The following is an 11,622-nucleotide window of genomic DNA, read 5'->3' as shown; positions in this document are numbered from 1 at the left end:
TAAGACAGTCCAGAGAGGCTGATAAGGAAACGGATATGAAACGGGATACGTGTGTGTATCCTTGCCCCTTATCGTCTCATGGCGGTAAGGGGCTTTTTCATCGTGTCAAGGAAAGGTGGGGAAAAAATGAACAAGAAGGCTGCCCTGCTGGATCAGGCTGCTATCGGGCGTGCACTGACTCGGATTGCACATGAAATCCTGGAACGTAATAAAGGACCGGAGGATCTGGTGCTTGTCGGGATCCAGACCAGAGGGGTTCCCATCGCGCAGCGTCTGCAGCAGAAAATCGAAGGAATCGACCAAGTGACGGTACCGCTTGAAGAGGTGGATATCACACTATACCGGGATGATTTGGCACATGCATCCAAGGATCAAGAGCCGATGGTGCAGCCAGTGAAGCTCGCAACGGATTTGACGAATAAGACTGTCATCTTGATCGATGACGTGTTATATACGGGACGAACAGTGAGAGCGGCGATGGATGCGATCATGGACGCGGGACGTCCGGCGCAGATCCAATTAGCTGTACTGATCGACCGAGGCCATCGGGAACTGCCTATCCGGGCCGATTATATCGGGAAAAACATTCCGACATCGCAATCGGAAGTCATCGTCGTCGAATTACAGGAGACGGATGATCACGAGAGCGTGGATATCTATGAAAATGAATAAGGACCTTTAACGGAAGTCCAGAGAGGCTTACAAGGTCGCAAGCAACAACGTCGTCACGGGAAGTGGCAGACGTGTGCCCCTTTGCGACCTAAATCGCAAAGGGGCTTTTTTTATAGGGAAAGAGGAGAGTAAAAATGAAACCAGCACTTAACATACGCGACGTACCAAAATGGAACCAATGGGTCATCTTCAGCTTACAGCATTTATTTGCCATGTTTGGTGCAACCATCCTTGTACCGGCGCTGACCGGACTTGATCCGGCGGTGGCACTGGTTTCAAGCGGCGTCGGTACACTCGCATTCATTTTGATCACAAGGGGGACGGTGCCAGCTTATTTAGGCTCGAGTTTTGCTTTCATTTACCCGATTACGCAGTCGATTGAAACCGCCGGTGTCGGCGGGGCCATGATCGGCAGCTTTCTGGCAGGTCTTGCATACGGAATCGTGGCAATCGCAATTCGATTGGGCGGAATGAAAGGAATCATGAAACTCCTCCCGCCGATTGTCGTCGGACCAGTCATCATCGTCATCGGTCTGGCCTTGGCACCGACTGCAGTGGACATGGCAATGAATGCTCCTGATACAGGAGAATACAGCACGAAATATTTCATCGTGGCACTCGTCACACTGGCAATCACAGTGGCAGCTTCCATTTTCCTGAAGGGCTTCCTCGGACTTATTCCGGTCCTGATCGGGATCATCGGGGGATATATCTACGCCCTCACGCAGGGAATCGTCGATACGAGCGGCGTACAGGATGCTTGGAACCAAATTGCAGCCGCTGATTCCATCGGCGCTTTCTTCAGCGGGATTTTCACGGTGCCGGATTTCACCATTCCGTTCGTCGATTATAATGTCGCAGATGTATTCAGCTGGCAGCTCTTCTTCACCATGGTGCCAATCGCTGTCGTGACGGTATCCGAGCACATCGGCCACCAGCTGGCTTTGTCCAAGATCGTCGATCGGAATATGCTCGTCAAGCCAGGACTGCACGCTTCACTTGCAGGTGATGGGGTGGCGACTATGATCGCGTCCTTGCTTGGCGGACCGCCGAACACAACTTACGGGGAAAACATCGGTGTCCTGGCAATAACGAGAGTATTCAGTGTCTTCGTCATCGGAGGTACGGCGATACTTGCCATCTTGTTTGGATTCACTGGTCTTATCACTGCGCTGATCAGTTCGGTACCATCTGCAGTCATGGGCGGTGTGAGCATCATGCTGTTCGGGATCATCGCTGCCAGCGGACTCCGGACGATGATCGACAGTCAGCTCGATTTAGGTGATAAACGTAATTTGATCATCAGTTCGATCATCTTGGTCATCGGAATCGGAGGAGCGTTCCTGCGTTTCCAAATCGCCGAGCTTGACCTCGAGATCAACAGCATGGCCCTGGCAGCACTAGTCGGCGTCATTTTGAACCTTGTTTTGCCGGGCAAGGAATCCGGCCTGGGAAATGGCAGTCTGTTCACAGTCGAAGATCAGAAACAAGCATCCAACTAAGGAGGAGAAGGACATGAAGCATTTTGTATCGATGAAGCATCTTACCGCAGGGGAACTGCTGCAGCTCGTACAGCTCGCTACAGACATACAGGCACAGGGGGTATCTGGATACAGGGAGCAGCTGTTTGCAGCCAATCTTTTCTTCGAGCCGAGCACACGGACGAAGATGAGCTTTACCGTAGCAGAACGGAAACTCGGGCTTGAAGTGCTGGACTTCGCCGCAGAGGCATCCAGCATGACCAAAGGCGAGACCGTCTATGACACTGCGAAGACCCTTCAATCGATCGGCGCTTCGGTCCTTGTCATCCGTCATCCAGAAGAGCACACAGCCGCAATGCTTGCGGATAGGCTGGATATCCCGGTGATCAATGCCGGTGACGGAAAAGGGGAGCACCCGACACAATGCTTGCTCGATCTGATGACGATTTACCAGGAATATGGACGCTTTGAGGGATTGAAAGTCGTGATTGCCGGGGACATCCGTCACAGCCGTGTTGCCAGAAGCAATGCCATGGCCTTGTGCAAATTGGGGGCGCAAGTCTATGCGGCGGGCAAACCTGAATGGATGGACGATACCATCGGGATACCGGTCCTGGACATGGATGAAGCAGTGGAACAATGTGATGTCATGATGCTGCTCCGGATCCAGTTTGAACGTCATGAAACGAAGCGGGAAGAAACGGGGTATCTGGAGAAGTACGGATTGACTGTCGAAAGAGAAAAGAGGATGAAGCGTCATGCCATCATCATGCACCCTGCACCAGTCAACCGCGGCATCGAAATCGACGATGGCTTGGTTGAAGCACCACGCTCGAGGATTTTCCGTCAGATGGAAAATGGCGTAGCAGCCAGGATGGCAGTGATCTTAACATTATTGGAAGGATGGGGAATCAAGCATGGCTACAATCTTGACAAACGCGAAGCAGTTAACAGCTGATCGGAAACTGGAAGATGTAATGGTGAAAATCGAGGATGGCATCATCAAAGAAATCGCCAGTCAAATAGAGATAACAGAACAAGATCATGTGGAAGATTTGGAAGGTCAGCTTGTGACAGCAGGTTTTGTGGATGTGCACGTGCATTTGCGTGAACCAGGGGCAGAAAAGAAAGAAACGATTGCAACAGGCACAAAGGCGGCAGCCAGAGGCGGCTTCACGACTGTCGCTGCGATGCCTAATCTCCGACCTGCACCAGATTGTCCAGAGACGCTTGCCAGCATCATGGAAAGAAATGAAGAAAGCGGCGTGATCCGCGTGCTGCAGTATGCGGCAATCACGAAGCAGCAGCTGGGACGTGAAATCGTCGACATGGAAAACATGCGGGAAGCATTTGCTTTCACAGATGATGGTCTAGGTATCCAGTCAGCCGGGATGATGCTCGAAACGATGAAACGGGCAGCTGAATTGGGAATACCGGTCGTAGCCCATTGTGAAGACGACAGCCTGGTACCAGGCGGGGTCATGCATGAAGGTACAGCAAGCGCGCGACTTGGCCTGCCAGGTATCAACAGCGTGTCCGAGTCCGTACATATCGCCCGCGATGTCCTCCTGGCGGAAGCAGCTGGCTGTCACTATCATATCTGTCATGTGAGCACAAAGGAATCGGTCCGGGTGATCCGGGATGCTAAACGTGCCGGCATCCGCGTGACTGCCGAGGTGACGCCGCATCACTTGCTGCTGACTGATGAAGATATCAAAACGGATGATGGGAACTTCAAAATGAATCCGCCGCTCCGGTCGGAGGCTGATCGTCAGGCTTTGATCGAAGGACTGCTTGATGGAACGATCGATATGATTGCGACCGATCACGCCCCGCACACAGCAGAAGAGAAGAACGTCAGCATGCTGGACGCATCATTTGGCATTGTTGGATCGGAAACGGCTTTCAGTTTGCTCCATACACATTTTGTCGAGACTGGCATCTTTACGCTCCATCAGCTGATAGATTGGCTGACCATCAAGCCTTCCGAAGCATTCGGACTGCCATTCGGCCGTTTCCAAGAGGGAGCTTCGGCAGATTTGACAGTACTAGATCTAGAGGCTGAGGGAGAAGTGGATCCGGCTCAATTCCAATCCAAAGGAACGAATACACCATTCATCGGCTGGCGTTATAAAGGGGAGCCGGTGATGACCATTTACAACGGGGAAATCGTCTACAGAAAGGAAGCGGTAAAATGAAGAAACGACAATTAATCCTGGAGGACGGTACTGTATTTTCTGGAACGGCGTTCGGCAGCGATGCCGCAACGACTGGGGAAATCGTCTTCAACACAGGCATGACAGGCTATCAAGAGATTCTTTCCGATCCTTCCTACTGCGGTCAGATAGTGACGCTGACATATCCATTGATTGGTAACTATGGCATCAACAGCGATGATTTCGAAAGCATTCAGCCATCCATTCAAGCGCTAGTCGTAAAAGAAGCCAGTATCGCACCCTCCAATTTCCGTAAACAGCATACAATTGACGGTTTCCTGCAGTTCCATCAGATTCCTGGTATTGCAGGTATCGATACTCGTAAACTGACAAAAATCATCCGGAAGCAAGGTGCGATGAAAGCTAGATTGACAGAAGCAGTAGATTCACTAGAAAATCACGCTTCTTGGGAATCGATCACACTTCCAAACGATCAAGTACAACGTATGAGTACTGCTAAACCATATGTAGTGCCCGGCCGCGGCAAACGTATCGTGGTCATGGACTTTGGCATGAAGCATGGCATCCTTCGGGAACTGGCTGCCCGCGACTGCCATATCACTGTCGTACCTTGGCATTACACTGCCGAACAAATCCTTCATTTAAACCCTGATGGCATCATGCTGACGAATGGGCCTGGAGATCCGAAAGATGTGGAGCCGGCCATCCAGGCAATTCGTGAGCTGATCGGGCAAGTGTCCATTTTCGGTATCTGCCTTGGCCACCAGTTGATCGCATTGGCATCCGGTGCCAATACAGAAAAACTGAAATTCGGACATCGGGGCTCCAATCACCCTGTCAAAGACCTGGAAACAGGGAAAACCTACCTCACCTCACAAAATCACGGGTTTACAGTAACCAAGGAATCACTGGCTGCGACGGATCTTATCCTGACGCAAGAGGCCTTGAATGATGGCACTGTAGAAGGGCTGAAGCATCGGCTTCACCCGGTGATATGTGTCCAATACCATCCGGAAGCTGCACCAGGTCCGGAGGATACCCGCCATCTATTCGATGATTTTCTGAAAATGACAGCACAAAGCAAGCAGACAGCCAAGGGGGAAGCCACTTATGCCTAAACGTACAGATATCCAAAAAATCCTCGTCATCGGTTCCGGTCCGATTGTAATCGGGCAGGCAGCAGAATTTGATTATTCCGGCACACAAGCATGCCAAGCATTGCGTGAAGAAGGCTATACGGTCATCCTGGCCAACTCCAATCCAGCCACGATCATGACCGACCATACTGTTGCGGATACGGTTTACATGGAGCCGCTCACGGTGGAATTCCTGAGCAAGATCATCCGTAAGGAACAGCCTGATGCCTTGCTGCCGACCCTTGGAGGTCAAACTGGATTGAACTTGGCAGTTGCACTGGATAACTCAGGCATCCTGAAGGAATATGGTGTCGAACTCCTGGGTACCTCCCTTGAGGCAATCCAGCAGGCGGAGGACCGGGAGCAATTCCGCGACTTGATGCATCAGCTCGGCGAACCAGTACCGGAAAGCCAAATCGTTACGACGGTGGAGGAAGCTGTTGCATTTTCCGAAGAAATCGGGTTTCCGCTCATTGTCCGCCCTGCCTATACACTAGGCGGCACAGGCGGCGGCATGTGCTATGATCTGGAAGAATTGAAACAAATCACGAAGAACGGGCTGGCGCTCTCACCAGTGACACAATGCCTGATCGAGCGTAATATTGCCGGCTTCAAGGAAATCGAATATGAAGTGATGCGTGATAAAAACGACCAGGCAATCGTCGTTTGCAATATGGAGAATATCGATCCTGTCGGTATCCATACCGGTGACAGCATCGTTGTCGCGCCTTCCCAGACACTGAGTGACCGGGAATACCAGCTGCTGCGCAATGCATCCATAAAAATCATCAAAGCGCTGCAAATCGAAGGAGGGTGTAATGTACAGCTTGCTTTGGATCCGCACAGCTTCAACTATTACATCATCGAGGTGAATCCTCGTGTCAGCCGTTCCAGTGCGCTTGCTTCCAAGGCGACAGGTTACCCGATTGCCAAGATGGCTGCCAAAATTGCTGTCGGATTGACGTTGGATGAAATCAAAAACCCGGTGACCGGTACGACGTATGCATACTTTGAACCGGCATTGGATTATGTGGTCGCAAAGCTGCCGCGCTTCCCATTCGATAAATTCGTCAGCGGCAACCGTAAATTAGGTACACAGATGAAAGCAACCGGGGAAGTCATGGCGATCGGTCGGAATGTGGAAGAAGCTTTGCTGAAAGGAGTACGCTCCCTGGATAACAAAGCGAATGGTCTTGCGTCCATCAGCTTGGATGGCATGAGCGACGAAGAGATGGAGCACCGGCTTGTCAAAGCGGATGATGAGCGCTTGTTCGTTCTTGCAGAAGCCTTCCGCCGCGGGTATGCCGTGGAGCAGCTGTATGAACTGACGAGAATCGATCGGTTCTTCCTTTGGAAAATCGAAGCGCTGATCAGTCTGGAAACGGCCCTGGCGGAACGGCCATGGGAGCTTGATTTATTGAAAGAAGCAAAGCAGAAAGGCTTCTCCGACCGGGAAATCGCACATTGGTGGAATACGGCAGAGGACAAAGTATATGAATTCCGGATTGAAAATGGTCTTCAGCCTGTGTACAAGATGGTCGACACCTGCGCTGCCGAGTTCGAATCACAGACACCTTATTTCTACAGCACTTACGAGGAAGAAAATGAATCGGTCGCTTCTGATAAAGAGAAAGTCATCGTGCTGGGATCGGGCCCAATCCGTATCGGGCAAGGTATTGAATTCGACTATGCAACAGTCCACAGCGTCCTGGCCATCCGGGAAGCGGGATATGAAGCAATCATCATCAACAGCAACCCAGAAACGGTTTCAACGGATTTCAGCGTATCCGATAAGCTTTATTTCGAGCCGCTTACACTGGAGGATGTCATGCACGTCGTGAATCTGGAAAATCCGCTTGGTGTGATCGTGCAATTCGGCGGACAGACAGCAATCAATCTTGCCGAAGGATTGCAGCGCCGCGGGGTGAACATCCTCGGAACGTCATTAGAGGCAATCGATGCCGCAGAGGATCGGGATAAATTTGAAAAGCTGCTCGAGGAATTGAAGATTGCAAAACCAGAAGGAGCATCCATCACCAAATTGGAGGATGCAGCAGCTGCAGCGGAAAGAATCGGGTATCCAGTACTTGTCCGACCATCATATGTCATCGGCGGAAGCAATATGGAGATCGTCTATAATGCAGGCGAATTGCAGCATTACATGGAAAAACGTGTGCATGTCCGGCATGACCATCCGGTGCTGATCGACCAATACTTGACTGGGATCGAAGTGGAGGTGGATGCCATCAGTGACGGAGAAACAACGATCATACCTGGCATCATGGAGCATATCGAACGTGCAGGCGTCCATTCTGGTGACTCGATCGCCGTCTATCCGACACAGACAATATCGGAAGAATGCCGCCAGCAATGCATCGATGCAACAATGCAAATCGCCAAGGCACTGAAAGTAAAAGGCTTGATCAATATCCAGTTCGTCATCCACCGAAACAAAGCCTATGTCCTGGAAGTGAATCCGCGCGCCAGCCGCACGATTCCTTTCCTATCGAAAATCACGCACGTAACGATGGCCAATATTGCAACACGAGCAATCCTGGGTCAAAAGCTAGCTGATATGAGCTATGGTTCCGGACTCATGCCAGAACCAGAGGATGTGTATGTGAAAGTACCTGTATTCAGCTTCGAGAAGCTGCGCAGTGTCGATACCCTGCTCGGACCGGAAATGAAATCAACGGGTGAAGCCATCGGACATGACCGTACGCTGGAAAAAGCACTGTACAAAGGACTGCTTGCATCCGGACTGTCCGTACCGCAGGAAGGAGCCATCCTGCTTACGGTAGCGGATAAAGATAAGGAAGAAGCGATGGAAATCGCCAAACTGTTTTATGCGCTCGGATTCCAGCTGTACGCTACCGAAGGAACGAGCGCAGCAGTCGAAGAAGCAGGTCTTCCAGTCACGACAGTAGGTAAGGTAGGCGCTTCCGAGCAGAATGTCATCAGCATCATCGAACATGGCGAGGTGCAATTTGTCGTAAACACACTCACTTCCGGCAAACAGCCTAGATCAGATGGTTTCCTTATCCGCCGTGAAGCGGTCGAGCATGGCATTGCCTGCCTGACGAGCCTGGATACAGCCAAAGCGATTGCAACGATCATCGAATCGATGACATTCACTGCAAAACCTGTTGTTGCAGGAGGTATCCTCTCTTGATCAACGAACAGCTCCAGATTATCAGCAAAAAAACGATTGCGAAGGATACTGTGGAAATGACCTTCCATGGGAAGATGGCGCAGGAGGATATCCTGCCCGGTCAATTCCTTCATTTGCTTGTCGGAGATGGGAACAATCATATGCTTCGGCGTCCGATCAGTATTGCGGGTGTGAACAAGCAGGACTCCACGATCACGATCATTTTCAAGCTGCTCGGTACTGGAACCAATACACTTGCCAAAGCAGAGCCCGGCGAATATCTTGATGCGCTGGGTCCTTGCGGGCAAGGCTATCCGATCGATGGCCTGCAGCTGGAAAAGGCACTCTTGGTAGGAGGCGGTATCGGTGTCCCTCCGCTGTACTACCTGGCGCAATGCCTGAAGGAAAAAGGTGTGGAGGTCACGATGGTGGCAGGGTTCCAAAATAAAGAGCAAGTATTCTATGAAGAAGCTTTCCGGAATCTCGGAAGCTACCATCTGGCGACAGACGATGGCAGTGCGGGAGAGAAAGGCTTTGTCACGGATATCCTGGCAAGGGGGTCCATCGGTTTCGATCAGTACTTTACTTGCGGCCCCACCGGCATGCTGAAAGCTGTTTCGACGCAACTTCAGGAACGGGAAGGATTCATTTCCATCGAACAGCGGATGGGCTGCGGCATCGGCGCCTGCTTTGCATGTGTCGTCCCGGCACCGGATAGTCCGAGCGGCTATAAAAAGATATGCAAAGACGGACCTGTCTTTCGGGCCAAGGAGGTTGTGCTCTCATGAATCTAGCTGTCGATCTTCCAGGTCTGGAAATGAAGAATCCCATCCTGCCAGCCTCAGGCTGTTTCGGCTTCGGCAAGGAATATGCCGAGCTGTATGATTTGAATCTACTGGGAGCAATCACCATCAAAGCGGCAACCGGTACGGCCCGGTACGGTAATCCGACGCCGCGTGTCGCCGAGACAAATGCCGGCATGCTGAATGCAATCGGTTTGCAGAATCCCGGAGTGGATCAGATCCTGGAAAAAGAGCTGCCGTTCTTATCCGGATATGACACGCCGATCATTGCCAATGTAGCCGGCAGCACCGTAGAAGAGTATGCAGAAGTGGCACAGAAAATCAGCAAGCATCCAGTGATCAAAGCGCTGGAGCTGAACATCTCCTGTCCGAATGTGAAAGAAGGAGGCGTCCAGTTCGGGACAGATCCCGAACTAGCCAAAACGGTCACGGCTGCGGTGAAGGAAGTGAGTGACGTACCACTTTACGTCAAACTTTCACCGAATGTCACCGACATAACAGTCATTGCACGTGCCGTCGAAGAAGGCGGAGCCGATGGCTTGTCACTGATCAATACATTGACAGGCATGCAAATCAACCTGGCTGGAAGGAAGCCGCTGCTTGCCAACAAAATCGGAGGCTTGTCCGGTCCGGCCGTAAAACCGGTTGCCATCCGTATGGTATACCAAATACGCCAGATGACCAATCTGCCGATCATCGGCATGGGCGGTGTCACGACGGCCGAGGATGTACTGGAATTCCTTCTCGCCGGAGCATCGGCAGTGGCAGTCGGTACAGCCAATTTCCAGCATCCATTCATCTGCCCTGAAATCATCCAGAACTTGCCGGATGTATTGCAAAAATATGGCTTTGCCAGTGTCGAGGACGCCATCGGAAAGGGGCATGAACATGCAGGCACCAATCTATCTCGCGCTTGATTTCCCGACCGGGGAAGAAGCGCTGCAATTCCTTGCCCGGCATGAGCTTACCGGGGTACCGGTGAAAGTAGGCATGGAGCTTTTCTATCGAGAAGGGGTATCCATCATTCACCAGCTGAAAGAGAATGATCATCCGATTTTCCTTGATCTGAAGCTGCATGATATCCCGAATACAGTAAAAAGCGCCATGCGCAATCTAGCAGTACTGGGCGCGGATATCGTCAACGTCCATGCCTTGGGCGGACTTAAAATGATCGAAGCGGCAAAGGAAGGCCTGTCGCAAGGAGCCAGCAGCAAGATACCTAAATTAATAGCTGTCACGATGCTGACGTCCATGGATGAACATACGGTACAGAGCGATTTAAAGCAGCCGATGGAACTGGCTGCATATGCGCTCCATCTGGCAGAGCTATCCCAAAAAGCAGGTGCTGATGGCGTGGTTTGCTCCCCGCATGAGGCAGCCAGCATCAAAGCGGCTTGCGGAGCGGACTTTCTCACTGTCACACCAGGGATACGGCTTGCCGGCTCTGCCAAAAACGATCAGCATCGCATTGCAACACCTGCGGACGCCAGGAAAATGCAAGCGGACTATTTGGTGATCGGCAGAAGCGTAACGGCAGCTGCCGATCCGAAACAAGCATACGAACGAGTGATCGAGGAGTGGAAAAACTATGACAACTACAACTAATATTGCCGAAGCATTGCTGGCTATCGATGCGATCCAGATTGATCCCACTAAATCCTTTGTCTGGGCATCTGGCATCCACTCGCCGATTTACTGTGATAACCGGCTGACATTGGGGCATCCGGAAGTGCGCACAGCCATAGCAAAACAATTCCAGAAGAAGCTTGCCGAATTGCCGGAAACCGAAATGATCGCCGGATGTGCGACAGGCGGGATTCCGCATGCGGCATGGCTTGCCGATAAAGCAAATCTGCCGATGGTCTACGTTAGATCCAGCAAAAAAGGCCATGGAAAAGGCAATCAAATTGAAGGAGCTGACGTTGCAGGCAAACATGTCGTCGTCATCGAGGATTTGATTTCAACTGGTGGCTCAGTCATCAACACTGTCGATGCACTAAAGGAAGCCGGAGCTATTGTCACGAAGGTACTGGCAATCTTCAGTTATAATTTGAAGAAAGCGGATGATAATTTTTCAGCGGCTGGCGTGCCATTTGAGACGCTGACTGATTTTGATGCGCTTGCGGATATACTGGTCGAAAAAGGGACGATAACTTCTCGGGAGAAAGAGGAACTGCTGGACTGGCGTAATACATTATAAAG

At 51.4% G+C, this 11,622-nt stretch carries 10 protein-coding genes; all 10 read left to right on the top strand.

Annotated elements, in window-relative coordinates; all coding sequences use genetic code 11:
• Window positions 1-126: 126 nt before the first annotated feature.
• The 10 genes from pyrR (at window position 127) to pyrE (ending at window position 11,620) form a co-directional block, all read left to right on the top strand.
• Entirely contained in the window at window positions 127-672 is a 546-nt protein-coding gene (gene pyrR / locus MHI54_RS01325) for a bifunctional pyr operon transcriptional regulator/uracil phosphoribosyltransferase PyrR (protein WP_095214637.1), read from the top strand.
• Window positions 673-806: 134 nt separating this feature from the next.
• The gene (locus tag MHI54_RS01320) at window positions 807-2,174 is read left to right on the top strand and encodes a solute carrier family 23 protein (protein WP_095214638.1); all 1,368 of its coding nucleotides are present in this window, start codon (window positions 807-809) and stop codon (window positions 2,172-2,174) included.
• Window positions 2,175-2,187: 13 nt separating this feature from the next.
• A complete protein-coding gene (locus tag MHI54_RS01315; protein ID WP_340082149.1) occupies window positions 2,188-3,111 on the top strand; it encodes an aspartate carbamoyltransferase catalytic subunit in 924 nt (307 codons plus the stop codon).
• Window positions 3,071-4,351, top strand: coding sequence for a dihydroorotase (locus MHI54_RS01310; RefSeq protein WP_340082148.1), 1,281 nt, complete (start codon window positions 3,071-3,073; stop codon window positions 4,349-4,351). Before MHI54_RS01315 ends, MHI54_RS01310 begins: the two co-directional genes overlap by 41 nt.
• On the top strand, window positions 4,348-5,448 hold the full coding sequence (locus tag MHI54_RS01305) for a carbamoyl phosphate synthase small subunit (RefSeq protein WP_340082147.1): 1,101 nt from the start codon (window positions 4,348-4,350) through the stop codon (window positions 5,446-5,448). Before MHI54_RS01310 ends, MHI54_RS01305 begins: the two co-directional genes overlap by 4 nt.
• The gene (carB, locus tag MHI54_RS01300; protein WP_340082146.1) at window positions 5,441-8,638 is read left to right on the top strand and encodes a carbamoyl-phosphate synthase large subunit; all 3,198 of its coding nucleotides are present in this window, start codon (window positions 5,441-5,443) and stop codon (window positions 8,636-8,638) included. Before MHI54_RS01305 ends, carB begins: the two co-directional genes overlap by 8 nt.
• Complete coding sequence (locus MHI54_RS01295) at window positions 8,635-9,405, top strand: dihydroorotate dehydrogenase electron transfer subunit (protein WP_340082145.1); 771 nt, start codon at window positions 8,635-8,637, stop codon at window positions 9,403-9,405. Before carB ends, MHI54_RS01295 begins: the two co-directional genes overlap by 4 nt.
• The gene (locus MHI54_RS01290; protein ID WP_095214644.1) at window positions 9,402-10,337 is read left to right on the top strand and encodes a dihydroorotate dehydrogenase; all 936 of its coding nucleotides are present in this window, start codon (window positions 9,402-9,404) and stop codon (window positions 10,335-10,337) included. Before MHI54_RS01295 ends, MHI54_RS01290 begins: the two co-directional genes overlap by 4 nt.
• On the top strand, window positions 10,309-11,025 hold the full coding sequence (pyrF, locus tag MHI54_RS01285) for an orotidine-5'-phosphate decarboxylase (protein ID WP_340082144.1): 717 nt from the start codon (window positions 10,309-10,311) through the stop codon (window positions 11,023-11,025). The genes MHI54_RS01290 and pyrF overlap by 29 nt, the downstream gene beginning before the upstream one ends.
• A complete protein-coding gene (gene pyrE / locus MHI54_RS01280) occupies window positions 11,009-11,620 on the top strand; it encodes an orotate phosphoribosyltransferase (RefSeq protein ID WP_095214646.1) in 612 nt (203 codons plus the stop codon). Before pyrF ends, pyrE begins: the two co-directional genes overlap by 17 nt.
• Window positions 11,621-11,622: the final 2 nt, after the last annotated feature.

This window comes from Terribacillus sp. FSL K6-0262, assembly GCF_037977385.1.
Taxonomy (GTDB): domain Bacteria; phylum Bacillota; class Bacilli; order Bacillales; family Amphibacillaceae; genus Terribacillus.
The sequence above is the reverse complement of the archived record's forward strand: the minus strand, read 5'-3'. Positions and strand labels throughout refer to the sequence as shown.

Excerpts from the sequence above, each read along its gene's own strand:
- pyrE (WP_095214646.1), top strand. The coding sequence starts at position 11,009 with ATGACAACTACAACTAATATTGCCGAAGCATTGCTGGCTATCGATGCG.
- pyrF (WP_340082144.1), top strand. The coding sequence starts at position 10,309 with ATGCAGGCACCAATCTATCTCGCGCTTGATTTCCCGACCGGGGAAGAA.
- MHI54_RS01310 (WP_340082148.1), top strand. The coding sequence starts at position 3,071 with ATGGCTACAATCTTGACAAACGCGAAGCAGTTAACAGCTGATCGGAAA.
- pyrR (WP_095214637.1), top strand. The coding sequence starts at position 127 with ATGAACAAGAAGGCTGCCCTGCTGGATCAGGCTGCTATCGGGCGTGCA.
- carB (WP_340082146.1), top strand. The coding sequence starts at position 5,441 with ATGCCTAAACGTACAGATATCCAAAAAATCCTCGTCATCGGTTCCGGT.
- MHI54_RS01320 (WP_095214638.1), top strand. The coding sequence starts at position 807 with ATGAAACCAGCACTTAACATACGCGACGTACCAAAATGGAACCAATGG.
- MHI54_RS01290 (WP_095214644.1), top strand. The coding sequence starts at position 9,402 with ATGAATCTAGCTGTCGATCTTCCAGGTCTGGAAATGAAGAATCCCATC.
- MHI54_RS01305 (WP_340082147.1), top strand. The coding sequence starts at position 4,348 with ATGAAGAAACGACAATTAATCCTGGAGGACGGTACTGTATTTTCTGGA.
- MHI54_RS01315 (WP_340082149.1), top strand. The coding sequence starts at position 2,188 with ATGAAGCATTTTGTATCGATGAAGCATCTTACCGCAGGGGAACTGCTG.